The sequence below is a fragment of the Sphingomonas naphthae genome, from assembly GCF_028607085.1.
Lineage (GTDB): Bacteria > Pseudomonadota > Alphaproteobacteria > Sphingomonadales > Sphingomonadaceae > Sphingomonas_Q > Sphingomonas_Q naphthae.
The window spans coordinates 521,048-545,798 of the sequence record NZ_CP117411.1; the positions used below are offsets into that span (position 1 = coordinate 521,048).

The window sequence follows — 24,751 nt, forward strand, 5'->3', positions numbered from 1 at the left end:
CGTCCATCATGCGGGAACGCCGGGCCGGCCGGATTGCGCGGGTGCGGGGCGGGTGCCTCTATGGGCCGAACGATGTTCGGAGAGGCCCCAGACTATGAATCCGACGATGCCGGCCGTCACACGCCGCACGATGCTGGGCGGAATGGGGCTGGGGGCGCTGGCGGGCGCGGGCGACATGGCCTGGGCCTTCGCGGGCAAGGCCGGGTCGCGCACCGAAGCCGGTTGGGAGAAGCAGCCGATGCGCTGGTTCCAGCTGGCCTTCACCGAGGATGATATCGGCCACTACGATCCGCAATTCTGGCTCGATTATTTCCGGGAGATCCATGCCGACGGCGTGTGCCTCAGCGCCGGCGGCGGCATCGCTTTCTACCCCACCAAGGTGGCGGGGCACGGCAAGGCGCGGGGTCTGGGCGACAGCGATCCGTTCGGCGAGATGGCGCGGGCGTGCAAGGCGATGGGGCTGCGCGTGCTGGCGCGGGTCGATTCCCATGCCATGCCGGCCGAGGTGTTCGCGGCGCATCCCGAATGGGCGGCCTGCGCCTCGGACGGCACCCCGCGCCGCCACTGGACCGCGAAGGATCTGTACCTCACCTGCCCCTACACCGGCTATAATTTCGACCTGATGGTGAAGGTCATCCGGGAGATCGTGACCGATTATCCGGTCGATGCGCTGTTCGGAAACCGGGTCAACACGCTGGGCGTCTGTTACTGCAACGGTTGCCGCACGCTCTATCGCGCGGCGACGGGCGCCGACATTCCGATCGATACCGATCCTGTCCGGCCCGAGGCGCAGCGTTATTGGGCCTGGTCCGAAAGCCGGATCATGGCGATGATCGACCTATGGGATCGGACGCTCGCCAGGGCGCGGCCGAACAGCTTCTTCGTGCCCGGCACCGAACGGCGCGGGATCGTCGATTATGATGGCAAGGCGCTGGGCGAGCGGCTGCCGATGGTGTTCTGCGACCGGCAGGCTCGCTCGATCGATCGCGGGCTCTTCTCGACCGGCGAGCAGGTGTGGGGCAGCGGCCGCTTTGCCAAGGAATTGCGCGCCTATGCGTTCGACAAGCCGATCAGCAGCATCATCAGCGTCGGCGTCGAGGAGGAGTATCGCTGGAAGGATTCGGTGCAGGCCGCGCCCGAAATCCGCATCTGGGCGGCCTCGGCGATCGCGCAAGGGTCGCATCCCTGGATCACCAAGTTCAACGCCAAGCCGTTCGACAAGAGCTGGATGCCGGTCGTCGCCAGCCTCTACCAATGGCACCACAAGAACGAACGCTATCTGCGCAACACCGCCAATCTCGCGCGGATCGGCATGGTGCTCGATCTGCGCAGCCCCGCGCTACAGGGCGGGCTGAAGCACCGCCGCGAGCTGGAGGAATATCGCCTCGGCTTCTACGAGGCGCTGCTGGAGGCGCGGGTGCCGTTCGACGAGATCGACCGGTCCTGTCTCGATGCCGATCATCTCCGCCGCTTCCGCGTGCTGGTGCTGCCGAACGTCGCGATGCTGTCCGATCGGGAGTGCCAGCAAATCCGGGAGTATGTGCTGGGCGGCGGCCGGATCGTCGCGACGCACACCACCTCGCTCTACGACGAAACCGGGCGGATGCGGGCCGATTTCGGGCTGGCCGATCTCTTCGGCTGCCGCTTCGCGGGCACGATTCAGGAAAGGGTGCAGAATTCCTACCTCACGCTGCGCCACCCCAGCCCGATCCTCGCCGGGCTGGAGGCGATGCCGCGCGTGATCGGGGCGGCCAAGCGGGTCGAGGTGGTGCCGGCGGGCACCTCCTATCCGGCGCCGCTGACGCTCGTGCCCTCTTACCCCGACCTGCCGATGGAGCGGGTGTTCAGCGATACGCCGACGACCGACATCCCCATGGCCTATTGCCGCGACGTGGGTAAGGGGCGGGTGGTCTATCTGCCGATGGATATCGACCGCACCTTCGCCGAACTGCGCCATGGCGGCCATCTCGCCATCCTGAAGGCGATGGTGGCGTGGGCGGCGGACGAGACCGCGCCGATGACGGTCGAGGGGCCGGGGCTGGTGGACATGGCCTATTGGCGGCAGGCGCAGTCGCTCGCCGCGCACATCGTCAATTACAACAATCCGATGGCGATGGCCGGCGCCTATCGCGAGGCGATCCGCAGCGGGCCTTACACCGTGTCGCTGGAGCTGCCGCTCGGGGCTGAGCCGAAGGGCGTGCGGCTGCTGGAAAGCGATGCAATGCCCGAATGGCGGCGCGAGGTGGGCAGGGTGATCGTGACCGTGCCCAGCATCCTTTATCACGAGGTGGTCGCGGTCGATCTGGCCTGAGAGAAGCGGCGGCCTCCGGGGAGAAGGAGGCCGCCGCCCGACCGCGGGGGTCGTTCAGGTCATTCGCCGAGGCTGTGGTTCGCCAGATATTCGAGCGCCTTCACCATCGCCGAATGATCCCAAGCGCCGCCGCCATGCGCCTGGCAGGCACTGAACAGCGCCTGCGCCGTCGCGGTGTTGGGGAGCGAGATGCCGAGCGCACGGGCGCCGGAGAGCGCGAGACCGAGATCCTTCTGGTGCAGCTCGATGCGGAAACCCGGATCGAAGGTGCGCTTGATCATGCGTTCGCCATGCACCTCCAGCACACGCGAGCTGGCGAAGCCGCCGAGGAGCGCCGTGCGGACCTTCTCCGGGTCTGCGCCCGCCTTCGAGGCGAACAACAAAGCCTCGGCCACCGCCTCGATGTTGAGCGCGACGATGATCTGGTTGGCGACCTTGCAGATCTGCCCCGAACCGGCGGGGCCGACATGGGTGATATTCTTGCCCATCAGCTCGAACAGCGGCTTGGCCTCCGCGAAGGTCTCCGCCTCGCCGCCGACCATGATGGTGAGCGAGGCGGCCTTCGCGCCCGTCTCGCCGCCCGAGACGGGGGCGTCGAGGAAGGCGGCCCCGGTGTCGGCGATCTTCCTGGCGAAATCGGCGGTGGCGATCGGGTCGATCGAACTCATGTCGATCACCAGCTTGCCCGCCGACAGCCCCGCCGCGATGCCGTCCGCGCCGAACAGCGCCTCGGCCACGTCGGGCGTGTCGGGCAGCATGGTGATGACCACGTCCGCCCGGCGCGCCAAGTCCGCCAGCGAAGCCACTTCCTCGGCGCCACCCTCGATCAGCTCGGCGGGCAGGGGGGAGCGGTTGCGGCGCAGGAGAAGCGAATGGCCGGCGGCCTGGAGATGGCCGGCCATCGGCCGCCCCATAATGCCCACGCCGACGAAACCGATGTTCATGCGGGATACTCCTTGGTCGAACGGCGCCGTCGGGCGCCCGTCAGGTCAGATGAAGTCCTTCGCCCAGCCGAGGCCGGCGAGCGTCTCGCCCGCCGGGCGATATTCGCAGCCGACCCAGCCGTCGTAGCCGAGCCGGTCGAGTGCCGGCAGGATGTGGGCATAGTTGATCTCGCCGGTGCCGGGCTCGTTGCGGCCAGGATTGTCGGCCAGCTGGATATGGCCGATGTGGGGCAGCAGCCGCTCGATCGAGCGGAGCAGATCGCCCTCCATGATCTGCATATGGTAGATGTCATATTGCAGCCGCACCTTTGCGCTGCCGACCCGGCCGATGATCTCCATCGCCAGATCGGTGCGGTCAACGAGATAGCGCGGCATGTCGACCCGCGAGTTGATCGGCTCGATCAGCAAGTCCACGTCGAGCGATGCCACCCGATCGGCGGCATAGGCCAGATTGGCGACATAGGTGTCGATCCACCGCGCGCGATCCTCACCCGGCCGAACGAGGCCCGACATCACATGCAGGCGCGGGCAATCGACCGCCGCCGCATAAGCCAGTGCGGCATCGAAGGAAGCGCGGAACTCGGCGACCCGCTCGGGATCGGCGGCCATGCCGCGATCGCCGGCGGCCCAGTTGCCGGGCGGGCAGTTGAACAGCACCATCCGCGCGCCGCTTCCCTCCAAGGCCGCCTTGAACGTCTCGATCGGCAGTTCGTAGGGGGCGAGGCATTCGATGCCCTTGAAGCCGGCGGCACCCGCCGCGGCGAACCGATCCGCGAAGGGCAGTTCGGTGAACATCATCGTCAGATTGGCGGCGAGTTTGGGCATCGATAGGGTTCCCGATCCGATATAGGATCGCCTGTCGGGCAAACGGCCGCCGCCCGGAAGTGCGCGTTCCACATCACGGGAATCACCCGGAGGGAGGATTGCGTGCCCGCGCCCCGCTCCATAGCCCGATGGCCACAGATGCGGATGACATAAGGGCCGTTGGATGACCTGGACTCAGAATTACGATCCCTTCGGCTCCGTCCTGATATCCACCTGTTTCGCGGCGATCCCGGTGGTGGTGCTGTTGGGCGGCCTGGGGCTGCTGCACATGCGGGCGCATATGGCGGCGTTGGCGGGGCTGGTGTCGGCCTTCATCGTCGCCGTGTTCGCCTTCGGGATGCCGGGCGGGATCGCGTTGCGCGCGGCGGGTTATGGCGCGGCCTACGGCTTGATGCCGATCGGCTGGATCATCCTCAACATCATCTTCCTCTACCAGATGACGAACGAGCACGGCCTGTTCGACGTGCTGCGCCGATCGATCAGCGGCGTCACGGCGGACAGCCGGTTGCAACTGCTGCTGATCGCCTTCTGTTTCGGCGCCTTCTTCGAGGGCGCGGCGGGCTTCGGCGCGCCGGTGGCGGTGACGGGGGCGATGCTGATCGGCCTCGGTTTCACCCGGCTCCAGGCATCCGGCCTGTCGCTGATCGCCAACACCGCGCCCGTGGCCTTCGGCGCGCTCGGTACGCCGATCGTGACCCTCGCGGCGGTGACGGGCCTGCCGCTCGACGAACTATCGGCGATGTGCGGGCGGATCACCTTTCCCTTCGCGATGATCGTGCCGGCCTGGCTGCTGGTGGCCTATTGCGGCTGGCGGCGCACCCTGGAGGTATGGCCGGCGGTGCTTGTGGTGGGCGTCACCTTTGCTGTCGCGCAACTGCTGATGTCGAACCTGCATGGCCCGTGGCTCACCGCGATCGTGGCGGCGATGGCGTCGATCGCGGCGCTGCTGGTGCTGATCCGCATCTGGTCGCCGGCCAGGGTGATGGCGGTGAACGAGGCGCCGCTCGCCAAGGGCGACGAGCGCGTGCCGGTGGCGGACAGCGAGGGCGAGGCCGATCATGCCGTGGTCAAGACCCACGAGCCGATCGACCCGAAAGCGCTGCGCCGCGCGTGGATGCCGTGGATCATCCTGACGGTGCTGGTGTTCGTCTGGGGCATTCCGGCGGTCAAGACCGGTCTCGACGCGATCTTCCGCCTGCAACTGCCGTTCGGCGGGCTCGACGGGGTGATCCTGCGCGTGCCGCCGGTCGTGGCCGAGCCCGAGGCGGAGAAGGCGATCTTCAACTTCAATCCGCTGTCCACCACCGGCACCTCGATCCTGATGGCGGCGCTGCTCAGCGGCCTGCTGCTGGGCATCCGCCCGGCGGCGATCGCGCGGACCTATGTGCGGACGATCACGCTCGTCTGGCCGTCGCTCCTCACCATCGGGGCGATGCTGGCGCTGGGCTATCTCACCCGCTTCGCCGGCACCGATGCCACGATGGGCCTGGCCTTCGCGATGACGGGCGCTTTCTACCCCTTCTTCGGCACGATGCTGGGCTGGCTGGGGGTTGCCGTCACCGGCTCCGATACGGCCTCCAACGTGCTGTTCGGCGGGCTCCAGAAGGTCACCGCGCAGCAATTGTCGCTGCCCCCGGTGCTGATGGCGGGCGCCAACAGCGTGGGCGGGGTGATGGGCAAGATGGTCGACGCGCAGAGCATCGTCGTCGCCTCCACCGCGACCCAGTGGGTGGGCGGCGAGAGCCGGCTGCTGCGCTATGTCTTCGGACACAGCATCGTGCTGGCCATGCTCGTCGGCGTCTCGATCCTGATCTACGCCTACGTGCCCGTCTTCACCGCGCTGATCCCGTGATGCGCATGCCGATGCTCAAGACAAATCGAGTATCGGCGCAATGTGATACGGGTATCGCCATTTCCACAATGCGGACAGGCCAACTATAGAAAAGACAATGGAAATATAACATTCATTCCCGGTCATTCGGGCGGATGCAGATGAGCGTCGCGCCGATAAAGAAAATGACAGGGAGTGGATCATGAAGACATCCGTTGCGTCGCGGTTGCTGGTCGGCACCAGCCTGTTTTGGCCTGCCATTCTTTTGGCACAGGCGACGCCCGCCCCTACGCCTCCGGCCGCGACCGCGCCGGCAGCGACCCCGGCACCGGCCGAAGCCGCCGATCCCACCCCTGCCGAGATCGTCGTGACCGGCTCACGCATCGGCCGCGCCGGCTTCGAGGCGCCGACCCCGGTGACCGTCCTGAGCGCCGACTCGCTGGCGCAGAAGGCGCCGACGAGCCTGCCCGACGCGCTGACCCAGCTCCCCCAGTTCCAGGCCGGCATCAGCGCCGCGCAGGAGCGCGTGACCGGCAGCGGGCGCGTGCGTGGCGGTAATTATCTCAACCTGCGCGCGCTCGGGCCGCAGCGCGTGCTGGTCCTTCAGGATGGCAACCGCCTGACCCCGACCGGCAACAACGGCGGCACCGACGCGAACCTCATCCCGCAGATGCTGGTCGACCGGATCGACGTGGTGACCGGCGGCGCCTCGGCGGCCTACGGATCGGACGCCGTCTCGGGTGTCGTCAATTTCGTCATCAACGATCGGCTGAAGGGCCTGAAGCTGCTGGCCCAGGGCGGCATCTCCTCGCGCGGCGACAACAAGAATTACCGGGTCGGCGCCGCCTACGGCACGTCCTTCGCGGACGATCGCCTGCATGTCGTCCTCAGCGCCGAGCATTTCTCGTCCGAGGGCATCAACCAGCGCAGCGACCGCAAGTCGGCCAACAAGCTCATCACGCTGACCGGCGCCGGCACCGCCGCCAGCCCGTACAGCTATGTCGCCAATACCCATTATTCGACGACGGCCTATGGCGGCTACATCAACAACGGGCCGCTCGCCGGCCGCCAGTTCCTGGCGAACGGCCAGACGGGCACGTTCGTCGCGGGGCCCAGCACCGGGCGCGCCGGCCTCAGCATCGGCGGCGACGGCGCTTTCTTCGATCCGGCCTGCTGCACCCTGATCGCCAAGGTGCGGACCTATCAGACCTTCGGCCGCGTCACGTACGACGTAGCCGACGACACCAAGATTTTCGTTCAGGGCGCCTATAATTACGGCAAGAATTTCGATCACCCGATTCCGGATTTCAAGCTCGGCTCGGCGATCACGGTCTTCCGCGACAATGCGTATCTCAACCAGAATCTCACGGCGGCGGAACTGGCGACGCTGGGGACGACGCCCAGCTTCACCATCGCCCGCCTGTTCACCGAATGGGGGCCGGGCAAGATCCTCCAGCGGGCCAAAAGCTTCGACGGCCGTATCGGGATCGAGGGCAGCCTCGGCGACAGCGGCATTAAATATGATGCGTCCTACAGTTATGGTCGCTCGAATTTCTTCGCCTCGGCGCTGGAAGGCGACAACCGCCGCTTCTTCGCGGCGGCGGATGCCGTGAGGAACGCGGCGGGCAACATCGTCTGCCGCATCACCGTCACCAACCCCGGCCTGATGGACGATTGCGTTCCGCTCAACACGATGGGCGTGGGCACGGCCTCGGCGGCGGCGATCGCTTATGTGCGGCGCCAGTCCGAATGGACCGCGATCAACAAGATGCAGGTCGCCAATTTCAACGTCTCGGCCGAGCCGTTCAGCACCTGGGCCGGCCCGGTCTCGATCGCGGTGGGCGGCGAATATCGCCGCCAGTCTCTCCACCAGACCAGCAACAGCGATCCGGCGGTTCCGGTCAACTTCACCGGCATCCGGGGCGTGCCGGCGGGGACTCCGCAATTCTTCCTCAACAACGTGGGCATCGCCTCGGGCCGCTATACGGTGAAAGAAGCCTATGGCGAGATCGTCGTGCCGCTCGCCAAGGATTCGGTGATCGGCCGCTCGCTCGAACTGAACGGCGCCGTCCGCTATACCGATTACAGCACCAGCGGCACCGTCACGACGTGGAAGGCGGGCCTGACCTACGAGCCGATCGAGCCGATCCGCCTGCGCGGTACGGTCTCCGAAGATATCCGCGCGCCCACCCTGTTCGAGCTGTTCTCTGGCCAGACCTTCCGCCTCGTGCCGCTGTCCGATCCGCTGACCAACACCTTCGGCACGCTGCCGGTGGTGAGCGGCGGCAATCCGAATCTTCAGCCCGAGCGCGCCCGCACCTACACCGCCGGCATCGTGCTGAAGCCGCCGTTCATTCCGGGTCTTCAGGCGTCGGTCGATTTCTACTCGATCAAGATCGACGATGCGATCGCGACGCCCTTCCAGGCGTTCCAGTTGCTCGATCTGTGCGCGGCCAGCGGCTACACCAGCCCGCTGTGCGCCAGCATCGAACGGCCGCTGGGCGTGAGCAATCCGGCGGCGGCGAATTTCCCGACGCGCATCTTCATCAACAACATCAACGTCTCGACCTTCAAGACGCGCGGCCTCGATCTGGAGCTGAGCTACCGCCGCCGGCTGGGCGAGGGCAATTTCACCTTCCGTGCGCTCGGCACGCGCCTGCTGAAGTTCAGCAGTCGTCCGTCGCCGTCGTCCGCCGAGATCAATTATGTCGGTAACGCGGATTTCCAGGACACCGGCGCCAATTCCTACCCGCTGCCCAAGTGGCGCGCCAATTTCGAGGTCGGCTACACGCTGGGCGGCTTCGCGGTGAGCGTGCAGGAACGTCTTCTGGGCAAGGTCGATCGTTCCAAGTTGCAGGTCTATACCGATCAGAAGATCCCGACGATCGTCTACACCGATCTGACGCTCAGCTATGATCTGGAAAAGACCGCGCTCGGCGATGCGCAGGTGTTCCTGACGGTCAACAATCTGACGGACACCAAGCCGCCCCTGTTCAGCGTCAGCAACTCGCCCGGCCTGGCGGTGCCCACCCTGCGATCGGCCTATGACATCATCGGCACGCAATTCACGCTCGGCGTGAAGCTCAAGATCTGAGGAACCGGAGATGAGAAGCCTATATTCTTTCCGGTGGCGCCGGGTGGGGTTCGCCGCCGCCACGTCCCTGCTGGCCCTGGCCGGCGCGCGTTCGATTGGCCAGGTGCCGGCCGAAGCCCAGGTCGATCCGCTGGCCGGGGTGGCGTTCAATTCGCGCCACACCGATCCCTTCACCGAACTGCCCGAGGGGACGGAAATCCTCACCCCCTTCGGCGAGCGCGGGGTGTTCTCGCCGGACGGCAAGTCGGTCGCCTTCATGGGGCAGGGCTATGGCGATGCGTTCGAGATCGATCTGGCGACGCGCAAGGTGCGTAGCCTGACGGGCGCCATCCCCAATCGCGGCTTCCTGCGGGTGCAGTATCTGAACGACGGCAATTTCCTGCTGATCGGCGCGCGCACCCGCGATGGCGACCGCGATTTCCTGCGGCGCAACCGCATGGAATTGTGGTTTCTCGACAAGGCCGGCGGCAAGGGGCTGGTGCCGCTCAACCAGCGGCTGTTCGAGGGGGTCGCCACCTCGCGGCTGAGCAACCGCATCGCGTGGATGGAATATGGGCCGAACTTCACGCCGTTCAAAAGCGCGAAGCCGGGCTATGTCGGCGGCGAGCCCAAGCCGGACGAATATAGCTCGCTCTACGTCGGCGACGTGGTGGTCACGGCCAAGGGCGCGGAAATTCGCAACCGGCGTGAAGTTCTGCGCAAACCGCGCACCGATTGTCTGCCCGAACCGCAGGATTTCCGCGACGGCGACCGCGAGCTGACCTTCTCCTGCTACCGCCTGAAGGGCCGCATCTCCGATCCCAAGGGCTCGCTCATCACGACGGGCGTATGGGGCGTGCGCCTCGATAGCGGTGCCGTCACGCGCTATCGTGGCGACAATTTCACCAATTATTCCGAGCCGGAGGGTATCGCCCCCAACGGCAAATGGACGACGGTGGAATGCGGCCGCTACGCGCTGGCGCAATGGGACATCTGCCGGATGGATCTGGAGCCCGACAGCCGCCGCATCCGCCGCATCACGCAGGTGACCGAATATGACGGCACCCGCGCGACCAACCCGACGGTCAGCCCGGACGGCAAGCAGATGGTCTTCCAACTGTCCAACGCCGCCGAGGAATCCGGGGTCGGGCGGGGCATCTTGCTGATGCGGCTGCCGGCCTGGACGCAGCAGCCGAGCATTCCGGTGATGCCGCTGGGGTCGGCCGGGGAGTGATCCCCGGCCGGTTCAGGCGATCGTGAAGTCTATCGCGCCGAACGATCCGTAATCGGCGCGATAGACGCCCGGCCTGGCGGGAACGCCGCCGCCGAGCGCTCCCGTCAGGATCGTCTGCCCGGCGCCGAGCACGTAGCCCGCGCCGACGATGCAGTTCACCAGCTCGAAGATCGCCCGCCACTGATCGCCGAGCGATTCCGTGGCGGCGCCCTTCGCCACGGCCACGCCATCCCGGTAGAGCGTGACCTTCACGTCGTTGAGCGCGGCGCGGTCGATGCGCGACGGCTTGCCGGGGATGTAGCGCGCCGCCGCGTAATTGGCGGCGATCACGTCCACCTGCGTCAGATTGTCGGCCGTATCGAGCGCCACGTCGGGCAATTCGATCGCGGGCCGGATCGCGCCGATCATCGTCTGGAGGGTGGCGATGTCCTTCACCGGCCGGCGGATCGGGCGGGCCAGGGTGAAGGCGATCTCCGTCTCCAGCACCAGATTGCGATAGGCGGAAAGCGGCACGGTGGCGCCCTCCGCCATCGTGCCGGCGCGGCGGATCGCGCCGAAGGCCGGGCCGTCCGCGCGGTAGCGGCGCTGGGCTTCGGCGCTCATCAGCCCGCCCTTGAAGGCCACGATCGGCCCGTCCGCCGCGCCGGCATCGACGATCGCATGCTGGATCGCATAGCCCTGCGTGTTGGTCAGGCCCGGCCGATCGCGGCTGATCGGCGCATAACGCACGCCCCGCTTCGCAGCGTCGAGATAGGCCGTCACATAAGGATCGACCGGCTTGGCCGCGCGCGCCTGCCATGCGAGGCCCGCCAGCCCGAGGATCGAACCGCCGATCAGGGATCGGCGGCTCGGGAACAGGATATCATCAGGCGTCACTTCTGCTCTTCCGGGGTGAGGTGGAGCAGGTAGATGCCGAGGCGGTTGGTGGAATTTTCGGTGGCGTAGGTGAGCATGAAGGCCATCGTCTTGCCGTCCGGGCTGATGACGCCATTGTTGATGCGCCAGCCCTTATAGTCCGAGAAGGTCGTCAGGCGTGTGTATTTCTTGGGGTCGCTCAGGTCGAGCTTGCACAGATCGACCTCGCTCAGCGACGGCCCGCCCCGGATGTCGCGGCACTCGACCAGCGTCCAGCGGCCGCTGGGCGCGATGCCCTCGACCTCATGGTTCTCGCCGGTCACGCGCATGTAATCGGTGACCTTGCCGGTATCGAGCCGCACGCCGTGCACCGAGGAATCGTAATAGGCGCCTTCCTTCGACGTGACGTCGCCATGGAAGGAATAGCAGCTGAAGATCACTTCCTGATCGTTGTCGCGCAGATCCTGCGGCTCGGCCATGCAGTCGCTGCGCAGGCGGCGATAGATTTCGCGCTTGTTGGCGATCGCCGGCTTGCCGCCGTTGTAGACCACGTCACCCACGAAGAAGGCGACATATTCGTCGGCATTGGGCTGATCGCCGGTGACATTGTGGTGGAGCGCCAGCCGCGCCGCGCCGGGGCTGCGCTCGGCCCAGACGAGCCGGTTGCTGATCCGCGAGACGGCGAGCCCCTCGAAATTGCGCGTGTCGAGCGGGATCGCTTCCTTGGTGCCCGATTTGTCGAGGAAGAAGATCTCGGAGAATTGCATCCGCGAGATCGCCTCGTCTCGCTCCATCTGCCGCGCACCGGTCAGCAGAATGTTGCCGTCCTTCAGATAATGGGCGCGCAGGAAGCCGTTGTTAGGGAAATGGCTCGTCATGCTGCGCACCTGGCGGGTGGCGATGTCCATTTCGTAGACGGTGCCGAATTCCTGATCGAGCATCAGCAGCTTGGTGCCGTCCGCCGAATAGGCCGGGCGGGTGCCGAAGGTGGAGAGTGCTTCCCAGTTCGCGGGCAGCTTCGCCATCGGATTGCCGCTCAGCGTCCCCGTCTTCGGGCGCGACGTATCGTGGAACAGCGGGTCGCTCTTGGCTGTCTGCGCCGGCGCGCCGGATGCCAGCGACGCCAAGGCGATCGCCGCCAAAGGAAGTCCTGTCCATATATTGCTTTTCATGGGCTCTCTCCTTGCTGAATAGCTGCCTTCTTGTTGGCTATGCTTGCCGCACGATCATGCGACTGTCGCGAGGGGAGTCCGTCTGGCGGCCGTCTTGGAGCGTCGTTTTCATGATGTGGAAATGGCGCCGCCGATCGATTGGCCCGCCCCGGCACTCCCACTAAGCCCCTCTCATCATCCGCAATTCGGCCGCCCGGAGAGGGGCGCCGGCCCCAAGCGGACACGAGGGAGAGAGAAGCGTGGGATCGCCCGTTGCCACCCGATATTTCGGCAAGACCATCACCAAGCGCGCCGCAATGGCGCTGGCGGGCATCTCGGCGGCGGCGTTGGGGCTGTCGGCTTGCTCCTCGTCCGGCAGCGGCGGTGGCGGTGGCGATGCGCAGCCGTCGGTCACGCTCGAGGATTGGAAGACGATCGGCGGCTCGAGCAAGGAGCAATTCTATTCTTCGCTCAGCGGCATCAACGACAGCAATGTGAAGTCGCTCGGCCTCGCGTGGTATGCCGATTTCGACACGTCGCGCGGGCAGGAGGCCAATGTCGTCGTCGTCGATGGCGTGCTCTACACTTCGACCGCCTGGTCGAAGGTCTATGCCTATGACGCGAAGACCGGCAAGCAGCTGTGGATGTTCGATCCCGAGGTCGCCGGTCGCAAGGGCTATGACGCCTGCTGCGACGTGGTAAACCGGGGTGTCGCCGTCTCCGGCGGCAAGCTTTACGTGGGCGCGCTCGACGGCCGCCTGATCGCGCTCGACGCCAAATCCGGCGCCAAGCTGTGGGAGGTGCAGACCACCGATACCAGCAAGCCCTATACGATCACCGGCGCGCCGCGCGTGGTGAAGGGCAAGGTGCTGATCGGCAACGGTGGCGCCGAATATGGCGTGCGTGGCTATGTGACGGCCTATGACGCCGCCACCGGCAAGCAGGTCTGGCGCTTCTACACCGTCCCCGGCGATCCGGCGAAGGGCAAGGACAATGCCGCTTCCGATCCGCAGATGGAGACGGCGGCCAAGAGCTGGTTCGGCAAATGGTATCAATATGGCGGCGGCGGCACCGTGTGGGACGCGATCGTCTACGACGAGGAGCTCAACCAGGTCCTGATCGGCGTCGGCAACGGTTCGCCGTGGAACCAGCGCGTGCGATCGGACGGGAAGGGGGACAATCTGTTCCTGTCGTCGGTCGTCGCGCTCGATCCCGACACCGGCAAGTATAAATGGCATTTCCAGGAGACGCCGGGCGAGACGTGGGACTTCACCGCGACCCAGCCGATCATCCTGGCCGATCTCAAGATCGACGGCGCCGTCCGCAAGGTGATGATGCAGGCGCCGAAGAACGGCTTCTTCTACGTCATCGACCGGCAGAGCGGGAAGTTCATCTCCGCCAAGAATTTCGTACCGGTCAACTGGGCGACGGGGGCGGACCCCAAGACCGGCCGGCCGATCGAGGTGCCCGAAGCGCGCTGGGGCAGCAAGGACGCCAATTTCGTCGCCCGCCCCGGCGCCTATGGCGCGCACAGCTGGCAACCGATGGCCTACAGCCCCAAGACCGGGCTGGTCTATATTCCGGCGCAGGACGTGGCGTTCGGCTATCAGAACGACGCCAATTTCAAATATGCGCCCGGCATGTGGAATCTGGCGAACGTGTCGCCGACCAACCTCGCGCAGGACAGTTCCGCCGATATGGACAAGCTGCGCCAGACGACGCGCGGCGAGATCGTCGCGTGGGATCCGGTCAAGCAGAAGGCGGCGTGGCGCGTACAACATAATTTCGCCGGCAACGGCGGCATTCTGGCGACGGGCGGCAATCTGCTGTTCCAGGGCAGCCCGGACGGTAGCTTCAACGCCTATAGCGCGGCCGACGGCAAGAAATTGTGGTCGAGCGACGTGCAGACCGGCGTGGTCGCGGCACCCTCGACCTTCAAGGTGGGCAACGATCAATATGTGGCGGTGGCGGCGGGCTTCGGCGGCGTGTTCGCGCTGTTCAGTGGCCTTGCCCCCAATCCGCACCAGCGGCCCAACGGGCGCCTGCTGGTGTTCAAGCTCAACGGCACCGCCAAGCTGCCGGCCTACACCCCGCCGGCGACCCCGCCCAATCCGCCCAAGGATGTGGCGCCCGCGGCGCGCGTGCAGGAGGGCTTCGGCCTCTACGCCGGCATGTGCACCGCCTGCCACGGCGGTCAGGCCTGGTCGAACGGCGTGATCCCCGATCTGCGCCGATCGGTGGCGCTGACCGATCCGAACACCTGGCAGTCGATCGTCTATGGCGGCGCGCTGGAGCCCAACGGCATGATCTCGTTCAAGGGCAAGCTGACGCCCGAGCAGATCGAATCGATCCGCCTGTATGTCGGCGAGCGTGCCCGCAAGCTGAAGATCGAAATCGAGCAGGGCGGCCGGAAGTAAGCCGCCGCCTCACCCTGATCGCGACGGGAGACGCGACGTGCAGAGCCTGATGGCGGGGCCGCTGACCCCTCCGCTGACGGAAGCGACGATCGGCGAGGCCGTGCAGGCCGCCGCGCGCCGCTGGCCGCATGCGGAGGCGTTGGTGTCCTGCGAGCAGGGTATCCGCTGGACCTTCGCCGAGCTCGCGGAGGAGGTCGATCGCCTCGCCGCCGGCCTGCTCGAACTCGGGCTGAAGAAGGGCGAGCGGATCGGCGTGTGGGCGCCCAATTGCGCGGAATGGGCGCTGATGCAGTTCGCGGCGGCGCGGATCGGGCTGATCCTCGTCACGATCAACCCCGCCTATCGCTCGACCGAACTGGCCTACACGCTCCGCAAGGTCGGCATCGCCGCTTTGGTGACGGCGGAGCGGTTCCGCAGCTCGGACTATCCGGCGCTGATCGGTGATGCGATCCCCGGCTTCCTCGATACGCCGGGGCTGTTGCCCACGGCCGATTTCCCCGATCTGCGCCATATGTTCGTGATCGGCGAAGCGCGCGGGCCGAACGCGCTGCCCTTCGCCTCCATCGCGGCGCCGCTGACCGATGAGCGGCGGGCGGCAATCGAGGCGGTCGCGGCGACCCTCGATTGCCGTGATCCGATCAACATCCAGTTCACCAGCGGCACCACCGGCGACCCCAAGGGCGCGACGCTCTCCCACCGCAACATCCTCAACAACGGCCTGTTGAGCGGCGAGCGGATGGCGATCGGGGAGGGGGATCGGCTGTGCATCCCGATCCCGCTCTACCATTGCTTCGGGCTGGTGCTGGGCAACCTCGTCTGCCTCACGCGCGGCGCGACGATGGTCTATCCCGCGCCCGCCTTCACCCCGGCCGCGACCCTGGCGGCCATCTCGCAGGAGCGGTGCACCGCGCTTCACGGCGTGCCGACGATGTTCATCGCCATGCTCGATCTGCTGACGCGCGAAGCCTATGATGTCTCGACCTTGCGCGCCGGCATGATGGCCGGCGCCTTGTGCCCGCCCGACGTGATGGCGGCGGTGATCGATCGGATGAACATGGTCGATCTCACGATCGGCTACGGCATGACCGAGACGAGCCCGCTCTGCACCCAATCCACCCCAGACGACACGCTGGAGCGGCGGGTGACGACGATCGGCCGGGTGGCGCCCCATGTCGAGATCAGGATCGTCGATGGCGACGGTACGATCGTCGATCGGGGCGAGACCGGCGAAATCCTGATCCGGGGCTACAATGTGATGCTCGGCTATTGGGACGATGCCGATCGCACCGCCGCCGCGATCGATGCCGAGGGGTGGATGCACACCGGCGATCTCGGGATGATCGACGCGGATGGCTATGGCCGGGTCGTCGGGCGCAGCAAGGACGTCATCATCCGGGGCGGCGAGAACGTCTATCCGGTCGAGATCGAGAATTATCTCCGCACCCACCCCGACATCCTCGATGCGGCGGTGTTCGCCATTCCCTGCCCGCGCATGGGCGAGGATGTGTGCGCCTGGGTGCGGCCGCGCGACGGTGCCGCGCTCACCGGCGACGCGGTGCGCGATTACTGCCGGGGTCGCATCGCCCATTACAAGGTGCCGGCCAGGGTCGAGATCGTCGATGCCTTCCCGATGACGGTGACGGGCAAGATCCAGAAGTTCGAAATGCAGCGCGTGATGGCGGCGTGACCATCCGGTCCCGCCGTGTCCGCACCTTAGGAGAAACATGATGCACCCCTATCCCATGCTGATCGGCGGCGAGTTCGTGGCGGGCGACCGGAAGCTCGAGGTCGTCAATCCGGCCACCGAGGAAGTGTTCGTCACCAGCGGCGCGGCGTCCGAAGCCCAGTTCATTCAGGCGATCGCGGCCGCCAAGGCTGCTTTTCCGGCCTGGTCTGTCTCGACGATGGACGAGCGCCGCGCGCTGCTGGTGAAACTCGCCGATGGGATGGAGGCGCGGGTCGACGAGATGGCCCGGCTCCTCACCAGCGAGCAGGGCAAGCCGCTGCCCGAGGCCACCGGTGAGATCCAGTACGCGATCGGCTTCATCCGCTATTTCGCGACGCTGGACCTGCCGGTCGAGGTGATCGAGGACAGCGACACCCGCCGGGTCGAGGCGCACAGGAAGCCGCTGGGCGTGGTCGGGGCGATCGTGCCGTGGAACTTCCCGATCCTGATCGTCGCCTTCAAGCTGCCGCTGGCGCTGCTCGCCGGCAACACCGTGGTGCTGAAGCCCGCCGCGACGACACCGCTCACCACTCTGCTGCTGGGCGAAATCTGCAAGGACATCTTCCCGGCCGGCGTGGTCAATGTCGTGGCTGATCTCAACGATCTGGGCGGGCTGCTCTCGTCCCACCCCGATGTTGCCAAGATCAGCTTCACCGGCTCGACGGAGACGGGCCGCAAGGTGATGTCGGCCGCCGCCGCGACGATCAAGCGCATCACGCTGGAACTGGGCGGCAACGACGCCGCGATCGTGCTGGAAGATGCCGACCCCAAGAAGGCCGCCGCCGGCATCTACGCGGGCGCTTTCTTCAACGCGGGCCAGGTCTGCATCGCCCTCAAGCGCGCCTATGTCCACGAGGGCATCTATGACGCGCTGTGCGACGAGCTGGCGCAACTCGCCAATGCCGCCGTGGTCGACGACGGGCTGAAGCAGGGCGCCACGATCGGCCCGATCCAGAACAAGGTGCAGTATGACAAGGTTCTGGAATTCCTCGCCGACGCGCACGACAGCGGCACCGTGATCGCCGGCGGCAACGCGCTGGAGCGGGCGGGCTATTTCGTCCAGCCGACGATCGTGCGCGACATCAGCGACGGCACCAAGCTGGTGGACGAGGAGCAGTTCGGCCCGATCCTGCCGGTCATCAAGTACAGCGATCCGCTCGACGCGCTGGCGCGCGCCAATGCCTCGCCATATGGTCTGGGTGCCTCCGTATGGGGCACCGATGTAACCAAGGCCTATGAGATCGCGCAGCAGATGGAAGCGGGCACGGTGTGGATCAACCAGCACCTCAATTTCGGCCCGAACATCCCCTTCGGCGGCGCGAAGCAATCGGGCCTCGGCACCGAATTCGCCGACGAAGGGCTGCATGAATTCACGCAGCTCCGCGTTGTGAACATGGCCAAGTAGGGACGACGATATGGTAGCCGCCTCGACCCTGGATTTCCGCGATCTGGCGCGGCGGCGGCTACCCCATTTCCTGTTCGAATATATCGACGGCGGCTCCTACGCCGAAGTGACGCTGCGCCGGAACATCGCCGATCTCGAACGGATCAGCCTGCGCCAGCGCGTGCTGACCGACGTGTCGGCGATCGACCTGTCGACCGAGATGTTCGGGGTGCGATCGGCGATGCCGGTGGCGCTCGGGCCGATCGGTCTGGCCGGGCTGTGCGCGCGCCGTGGCGAGGTGCAGGCGGCCCGTGCGGCCGAGGCGGCGAACATCCCCTTCTGCCTCTCCACCGTGTCGGCCTGCGCGCTGGAGGAGGTGGTGGCGGGCACCAGCCGCCCGATCTGGTTCCAGCTCTACATGATCCGCGACCGCGCGTTCATGAAGGACATGCTGGCGCGCGCGCGGGCGGCGGGCTGCACGGCGCTCGTCTTCACCGTCGATATGCCGGTGCCGGGATCGCGCTATCGCGATCGGCGATCGGGGCTGGCGGGGGCGCCTGGGATGCGCGGCGCGATCCGTCGAACGGTGCAGGCGCTGCGTAGGCCGGGCTGGGCGTGGGACGTCGGTATCCACGGCCGGCCGCACAGCCTGGGCAACGTCTCGGCCGTGCTGGGCAAGCAGACCGGGCTCGAGGATTATATGGGCTGGCTCGCCGCCAATTTCGATCCGTCGATCTCGTGGAAGGATCTCGATTTCATCCGCGAGATCTGGACCGGGCCGCTCATCATCAAGGGCATCCTCGATCCCGAAGACGCCGAAGCGGCGGTGCGGCTGGGGGCGGACGGCATCATCGTGTCGAACCATGGCGGGCGGCAGCTCGATGGCGTGCCGTCCACGGCGGTCGCCCTGCCGGCGATCGCGCGGGCGGTGGCGGGGCGGATCACGATCATGGCCGATGGCGGCATCCGCTCCGGGCTCGACGTGGTGCGGATGCTCGCGCTCGGCGCGGACGGCGTGTTGCTGGGCCGGGCTTGGGCCTTCGCGCTGGCGTCGGGCGGGCAGGCGGCTGTGGCGCATATGCTCAAGCTGATCGAGGCGGAGATGCGCGTCGCGATGGCGCTCACGTCGACCGTGCGGATCGCCGATCTCGACGCTTCCAAGCTGGTGGACGGGCAGGGCGCCACTCGCTGAACCGACCGGTCGGTCGAACATTATTTTGGCCGCGCGTCCATATCGTGGAACGACTGCTTGCCGGGTGCGCCCCGTCTGCCGCTTAACGACAGGGAGAAAACAAGCCGACACAGTTCGGAAAGGGAGATGTATGAAGCGGCGAAATCATGTGCGGTTCTTCGCGACGGCCGGCGCGCTGGCCCTGTCCACCGCGGCCCTGGCGCAGACGACGCCCGCGGGTGCCCCCGTCGCCGAGGAGCCGACCGCCGAAACTCCGGCCGCGACACCCGCCAATCCCACGGCGGCCGATATCGTGGTGACCGGATCGCGCCTCACCCGCGCCGGCTTCGAGGCACCCACACCGGTCACCGTCGTGTCGACCGCTTCGCTCGCGGCCAAGGCGCCGAGCAACCTGCCGGACGCGCTCAACCAGCTGCCCGTGTTCCAGAATTCGATCAGCCAGAATTCGGGTGACTCCGCCCAGTCGAACCGCGTCCGCTCGGGCAATTACCTCAACCTGCGCGCGCTCGGCCCCAATCGCCTGCTCGTGTTGCAGGATGGCCGCCGCGTGCCGCCGACCAGCTCGAACGGTGGCACCGACGCCAATCTCATCCCGCAGTTGCTGGTCGATCGCATCGATGTCGTGACCGGCGGCGCATCGGCCGCCTACGGCTCGGATGCCGTCTCGGGCGTGGTCAACTTCATCCTCAACAAGAAGTTCGAGGGGCTGAAGGCCAACATCCAGAGCGGCGTTTCGACCTACAAGGACAATTTCTCCTATCGTGCGGGCCTGGCCGGCGGTGTCGCGCTGCTGGACGATCGCCTGCGCATCATCGGCAGCGCCGAACGCTATCATTCGGACGGCATCACCTCGCGCATCGATCGCCCCGGCGGCCGCAATTTCGATTCCTACGGCGGCGTGGGCACGGCGGCCTCGCCTTACGCTTTCTATTCCAACGTCCATTATTCGGCGACGGCGGATGGCGGCTATATCCTGAACGGGCCGCTAGCCGGCCGCCAGTTCCTGCTCGGCGGCCAGACCGGCGCTTTCAACCCCGGCACCGCGATCGGCCGCTCGGGCGTGGCGATCAACGGCGACGGCGCGGATTTCGATCCGACCTTCTCGTCGCTCGTGCCGACGCTCACGACCGACCAGTTCTTCGGCCGCATCTCTTATGAATTTTCGAGCAACGTCCGCGCTTTCGCCGAGGGCAGCTACAATATCGGCGTCAACGACGACCACAATATCACCTTCATCCGTCTCGGCTCGACGATGACGATCTTCCGCGACAACGCCTATCTGCCGGCCAACGTGCTGGCGGCGCTGGGCAATACCGCCAGCTTCAACGTCAGCCGCTCGTTCGACGAATTCGGTGGCCTCTACAGCAAGCAGCGCACCACCAGCTTCAACATGGCGACCGGCCTGGAAGGCAATTTCGGCGACAGCTGGAAGTGGGATGTCTCCTACGTCCACGGCGACACGAAATTCCGCAACGTCACCCAGGAGCCCGACCTCCGCCGCTTCTATGCGTCGCTCGATGCGGTGCGGAACAGCGCCGGCAACATCGTCTGCCGCATCACCGTCACCAACCCCGGCGTGATGGACAATTGCCTGCCGATGAACACGTTCGGCAACGGCGCGATCACGCGACAGGCGTGGGACTCGGTTCTCCAGGATTCGATCTGGGCGACGCGCAACAAGATGGACATCTGGGCCGCGAACATCTCCGGCGAGCCGATCGAGCTGTGGGCGGGTCCGCTCTCGGTCGCGGTCGGCGCGGAATATCGCAAGCAGTCCATTCTGCAGACCAGCAACAGCAATCCCGCCATTCCGCAGGACCTGACCGGTATTCGCGGCTTCTCGGGCACGACGCGCTTCTTCTACGTCAGCATCGGCGAGGCGCGCGGATCGTACAACATTAAGGAAGGCTATATCGAAGCCAGCCTGCCGCTTCTGAAGGATTCCCCGCTCGGCAAGGCGATGGAGCTGAACGGCGCGCTGCGCTACACCGATTACAGCACCAGCGGATCGGTCAAGACGTGGAAGGTGGGCCTGACCTACCAGCCGATCACAGATATCCGCCTGCGCGGCACCGTTTCCCGCGACATCCGCGCCCCGTCGCTGTTCGAGCTGTTCGCCGGCCAGACGGTCAACAACGTGCCGATCAGCGATCCGCTGACCGGGGGTTTCGGATCGGTGCCGACGGTGTCGGGCGGCAATGCGGCGCTCGTGCCCGAGGTCGCCAAGACCTATACCGGCGGCATCGTGCTCTCGCCCTCGTTCGTGCGCGGCCTGTCGATGTCGTTCGATTATTTCAACATCGCGATCGATGGCGCGGTATCGGTGCCGTACAACGGCTCCACGCTGGTCAACCTCTGCTTCGCCAGCGGCGGCGCAAGCCCGCTCTGCGGCCAGATCACCCGGCCGCTCGGCAATACCAACGCCTCGGCGGCGAACTTCCCGACGCTCATCACCGTCACCAACCAGAATGTGTCCCGCCTGCAGACGAGCGGCGTCGACTTCGAGGTCGGCTACCGCCATCCGCTGGCCGGCGGCACGCTCAACGGCCGCGTGCTGGGCACCCGCCTGATTTCCTACAAGCGCCAGCAGGCGGCCGGCCAGCCGACGATCGAATATGCCGGCACGGCCGACCTTCCCGGCTTCAATTCGAATATCGCTTCCCCGAAATGGCGCGCCAATTTCGAACTGAACTACGCCAGCGACAGCCTGTCGCTGGGTATTCAGGAGCGGATGATCGGCAGCTACAAGAAGTCGAAGCAGTCTGTCTATGTCGACAATGGCGCGCCGACCGTTTTCTACACCGATGCCAACATCAGCTATGCCTTCCCGATGGGAACCGGTTCAGGCAAGATCGAACTGTTCGCCACGATGAACAATGTTTTCAACCGCAAGGCGCCTTACTGGCCGCAGACGGGCTCGCCGGGTCTCCAGCTCCCGTCGCTGCGCACGCTGTATGATATCAACGGCCGCTACATGACGGTCGGCGCCCGCGCCCGCTTCTAGGCAACAACGACAGCCCATCGTCGATCAGGAAGAGGAGATTCAGGATATGGTGGACAGGCTCAAAAAAGGGGCGAGGCCGATGGTCGCCGTCATCGCGGTTGCCTTCGCCCTGGCGGCGGGCGCGCAGCCGCCGCGCGCGGTGCAGGATATGCTGGTCAACGGGAAGATCGAATTGCCCGAACAGGCCGGGTCGCCGATCGATCATCTGCCCGCCAACGGCAAGGTGCTGACCAGCTTCGGCGAGCGCCCGCAATTCTCGCCGGACGGCACCAGGATCGCCTTCATCGGCAAGAGCTATGGCGATGCCTTCGAATATGATCTGCACACCGGCAAGACGCGCAATCTGACCTCGCACACGCCCAACGGCGGCTTCCTGCGCATCCACTACATGGCCGACGGCAGCTACTTGCTGCTGGGCCCGCGCAAGATGGGCATCTCCAGCATGGCGACCCGCTTCACGGCGATCGAGCTGTGGCACATGGACAAGGACGCCACCGGCCCGATCAAGCCGCTCGGCCAGTTCCCGTTCGAGGGCATCGCCGTCTCGGCCAAGACAAACAAGATCGCCTGGGTAGTGCGCGAGCCGCGCCTGACGCCCAAGACCGGCCCGGTCGATGGCTATACCGCGATGATGAGCGGCAATGTCGTGATCGAGAACGGCACGCCGAAGCTGGTCAACATCAAGGAATCGGCGCGCACCAAGTGGAGCAAATGCTACCTCGAGCCGCAGGACTTCTACGATAACGACAGCAAGGTGACGGCCTCCTGCTACGTCTTCGAGAAGCCCCTGTCCGAAGTGGACGCCGCCAATTACCGGATGCTCGAAAGCAAGGTCTGGACGGTCGATCTGGCCAATGGCGCGCTCAACATCATCCCGACGCCGCCGGGCCTCTATGCCGAGGTCGAGGGCATCTTCCCCGATGGCAAGCAGACGCTGGTCGAATGTGGCAATGGCGAGAAGTCGGGCCTCGACGTCTGCATGCTCGACATGACGGGCACCAAGCCGCGCTATACCCGACTGACGTATGCCACCACCTACGGCGGCTATCGCTTCTCCAACCCGGTCGTCAGCCCGGATGGCAAGAAGATCGCTTTCCAGGCCGGTCGCGCCGCGACGGAGCCGGGCGTGGGTGACGGTATCCTGATGATCGACGCGCCGGCCCGCTGACGCGCACGCGCTTCCCTCGGCCGCGCTCCCCTGCGCGCGCCGCCTCGCCCGCCCGGTTGAGATGCCGGGCGGGCTTTTTGTGTGGCGGCCGACGGGCATCGTTTCGCATCGTGGGATAGGGTGTCACAGTGGCGCTGACGGCGTTGTGCGGTGGTGCATCGTGGCGAGATAAGGAATGACGCTGGCGCCTGTCGCTGGTGGACAATGGAAGGGGAGGGGCGGGTGATCTTCGATGCACCTCGGGCATGGCCGAGGATCACGACCCCGGATCAGGCCCGTGCCGGGCTGCTCCGCGAGATGTTCAGCGTCGCGCTCGATGCCGTTTCCGCCGAACGCTGCGTCCCGCCCTTCCTGCCCTCGGCACCGGCCGGCAAGACGCTGATCCTGGGCATCGGCAAGGCGGGCGCGGCGATGGCGCGGGTCGCGGCGCGCGAAATGCCGGGCCGCACCGACGGCATCGTCCTCACCCGTTATGGCCACAGCTATCGCGCCGAGGACATGCCCCCCGGCATGATCGTGTTCGAGGCCGGCCACCCCCTGCCCGACGAGCATGGCCTTCAGGCGACCCGTGCGATCCTGGCGGCGGTGCAGGCGCTGGGGCCGGACGATCAGTTGCTGGCGCTGATCTCGGGCGGCGCCTCCGCGCTGCTGACGATGCCCGCCAACGGGATCACGCTGGCGGACAAGAAGGCCGTCACGCGCGAACTGCTGCTGTGCGGTGCCTCCATCTCCGAGATCAACTGCGTGCGGACGCATCTGTCGGAGATCAAGGGCGGTCGGCTGGCGATCGCGGCCGCGCCGGCACGGGTGGTGACGCTCGCTTTCTCCGACATCCCCGGCGACAATCCCGCGCTGATCGGCTCCGGGCCGACGGTGTCCGATCGCACCCGCCTGTCGGATGCGCGCCACATCCTCGATCGCTACCGGATCGATGCCAGCGATGCGGTGCGCGCGGCGCTGCTGGATCCGGCCAACGAGACGCCGACCGCCCAGTCGGACGCGCTGCCGCGCCTGGAAACGAAGGTCATCGCCTGCTCGCGCAACGCCCAGCAGGCCGCCGGCCAGCTCGCCACCGCGCACGGCTACACGCCGGTCTATCTCGGCGACATCGAGGGGGATGCGGCCGAGACCGGCATCGTCCATGCCGCGCTGGCGCTGCACCATCATGCCAAGGGCGGGCGATGGGCGTTGTTGTCCGGCGGCGAGACCACCGTCGTGGTCCACAATCCCGAAGGACAGGGCGGGCGGAACGGCGAATATCTCCTCAGCCTCGCCATCGCCCTCGGCGGCCAGCCGGGGATTTCGGCGCTCGCCTGCGATACGGACGGCATCGACGGCACCGAGGATAATGCCGGTGCGGTGATCGATGCCACCACCCTGGCCCGCGCGGCGCGGAAGGGGCTGGAGCCGACGCGGGCGCTGCGCGAAAATCGGTCCTACGGCTTTTTCTCGGCGCTGGGCGATCTCGTCACGGTCGGCCCGACGCGGACCAACGTGAACGATCTGCGTATCATCCTGGTCGATGCCGAAACGCCGCATCAGGGCATCGCCTGACCACCGGGCCGAGTATCGGGGCGATGCTCTCAGGGTATTGACCGTTCCGCCATGTGGAATGGCCGGGGTGTCGATGGCGCGC

At 66.4% G+C, this 24,751-nt stretch carries 15 protein-coding genes; 11 read left to right on the plus strand and 4 right to left on the minus strand.

Features of this window, described 5'->3' with window-relative positions:
* The first annotated feature begins 106 nt into the window (after positions 1 to 106).
* Positions 107 to 2,311, plus strand: coding sequence for an alpha-amylase family protein (locus tag PQ455_RS02575; RefSeq protein ID WP_273688934.1), 2,205 nt, complete (start codon positions 107 to 109; stop codon positions 2,309 to 2,311).
* A 59-nt stretch (positions 2,312 to 2,370) separates the two neighbouring features.
* Here the strand turns inward: PQ455_RS02575 and PQ455_RS02580 are convergent, their stop codons facing one another.
* Entirely contained in the window at positions 2,371 to 3,255 is an 885-nt protein-coding gene (locus PQ455_RS02580; RefSeq protein WP_273688936.1) for a 2-hydroxy-3-oxopropionate reductase, read from the minus strand.
* A 45-nt stretch (positions 3,256 to 3,300) separates the two neighbouring features.
* Entirely contained in the window at positions 3,301 to 4,080 is a 780-nt protein-coding gene (gene otnI / locus PQ455_RS02585; protein WP_273688937.1) for a 2-oxo-tetronate isomerase, read from the minus strand.
* A gap of 163 nt (positions 4,081 to 4,243) precedes the next feature.
* Here otnI and PQ455_RS02590 point away from each other — a divergent pair, with 163 nt between their 5' ends.
* The 3 genes from PQ455_RS02590 to PQ455_RS02600 all read left to right on the plus strand — a co-directional run bounded on the left by PQ455_RS02590 (position 4,244) and on the right by PQ455_RS02600 (position 10,218).
* Positions 4,244 to 5,932, plus strand: a complete 1,689-nt coding sequence (locus tag PQ455_RS02590) for an L-lactate permease (protein WP_273688939.1) — start codon at positions 4,244 to 4,246, stop codon at positions 5,930 to 5,932.
* A 181-nt stretch (positions 5,933 to 6,113) separates the two neighbouring features.
* A complete protein-coding gene (locus PQ455_RS02595) occupies positions 6,114 to 9,005 on the plus strand; it encodes a TonB-dependent receptor plug domain-containing protein (RefSeq protein WP_273688941.1) in 2,892 nt (963 codons plus the stop codon).
* Between the two features lie 10 nt (positions 9,006 to 9,015).
* Positions 9,016 to 10,218 (plus strand): TolB-like translocation protein, encoded by a 1,203-nt coding sequence (locus PQ455_RS02600; protein ID WP_273688943.1) that lies wholly within the window; start codon positions 9,016 to 9,018, stop codon positions 10,216 to 10,218.
* Positions 10,219 to 10,230: 12 nt separating this feature from the next.
* On the opposite strand, the gene PQ455_RS02605 is transcribed toward PQ455_RS02600, so the two are convergent.
* Together PQ455_RS02605 and PQ455_RS02610 are read right to left on the minus strand one after the other, a co-directional pair.
* A complete protein-coding gene (locus PQ455_RS02605) occupies positions 10,231 to 11,094 on the minus strand; it encodes a 2-keto-4-pentenoate hydratase (RefSeq protein WP_273688945.1) in 864 nt (287 codons plus the stop codon).
* The gene (locus tag PQ455_RS02610; RefSeq protein WP_273688947.1) at positions 11,091 to 12,245 is read right to left on the minus strand and encodes a TolB-like translocation protein; all 1,155 of its coding nucleotides are present in this window, start codon (positions 12,243 to 12,245) and stop codon (positions 11,091 to 11,093) included. Before PQ455_RS02610 ends, PQ455_RS02605 begins: the two co-directional genes overlap by 4 nt.
* 239 nt (positions 12,246 to 12,484) lie before the next feature.
* Between PQ455_RS02610 and PQ455_RS02615 the strand changes: the two genes are divergently transcribed.
* The 7 genes from PQ455_RS02615 (at position 12,485) to PQ455_RS02645 (ending at position 24,669) form a co-directional block, all read left to right on the plus strand.
* Complete coding sequence (locus PQ455_RS02615) at positions 12,485 to 14,641, plus strand: PQQ-dependent dehydrogenase, methanol/ethanol family (RefSeq protein WP_337958554.1); 2,157 nt, start codon at positions 12,485 to 12,487, stop codon at positions 14,639 to 14,641.
* A 37-nt stretch (positions 14,642 to 14,678) separates the two neighbouring features.
* Complete coding sequence (locus tag PQ455_RS02620; RefSeq protein WP_337958555.1) at positions 14,679 to 16,328, plus strand: AMP-binding protein; 1,650 nt, start codon at positions 14,679 to 14,681, stop codon at positions 16,326 to 16,328.
* 37 nt (positions 16,329 to 16,365) lie between these two features.
* Positions 16,366 to 17,772, plus strand: a complete 1,407-nt coding sequence (locus PQ455_RS02625) for an aldehyde dehydrogenase family protein (RefSeq protein ID WP_420542822.1) — start codon at positions 16,366 to 16,368, stop codon at positions 17,770 to 17,772.
* Positions 17,773 to 17,782: 10 nt separating this feature from the next.
* Positions 17,783 to 18,943: an FMN-dependent L-lactate dehydrogenase LldD gene (gene lldD / locus PQ455_RS02630; protein WP_273688951.1), complete on the plus strand. Its 1,161-nt coding sequence runs from the start codon at positions 17,783 to 17,785 to the stop codon at positions 18,941 to 18,943.
* 130 nt (positions 18,944 to 19,073) lie between these two features.
* On the plus strand, positions 19,074 to 21,947 hold the full coding sequence (locus PQ455_RS02635; RefSeq protein WP_273688953.1) for a TonB-dependent receptor plug domain-containing protein: 2,874 nt from the start codon (positions 19,074 to 19,076) through the stop codon (positions 21,945 to 21,947).
* 79 nt (positions 21,948 to 22,026) lie between these two features.
* Entirely contained in the window at positions 22,027 to 23,115 is a 1,089-nt protein-coding gene (locus PQ455_RS02640; RefSeq protein WP_273688956.1) for a TolB-like translocation protein, read from the plus strand.
* A gap of 222 nt (positions 23,116 to 23,337) precedes the next feature.
* Positions 23,338 to 24,669 carry a glycerate kinase type-2 family protein gene (locus tag PQ455_RS02645; RefSeq protein WP_273688958.1) on the plus strand — a complete coding sequence of 444 codons (1,332 nt, stop codon included), beginning with the start codon at positions 23,338 to 23,340 and terminating at the stop codon, positions 24,667 to 24,669.
* The last annotated feature ends 82 nt before the right edge of the window (positions 24,670 to 24,751 follow it).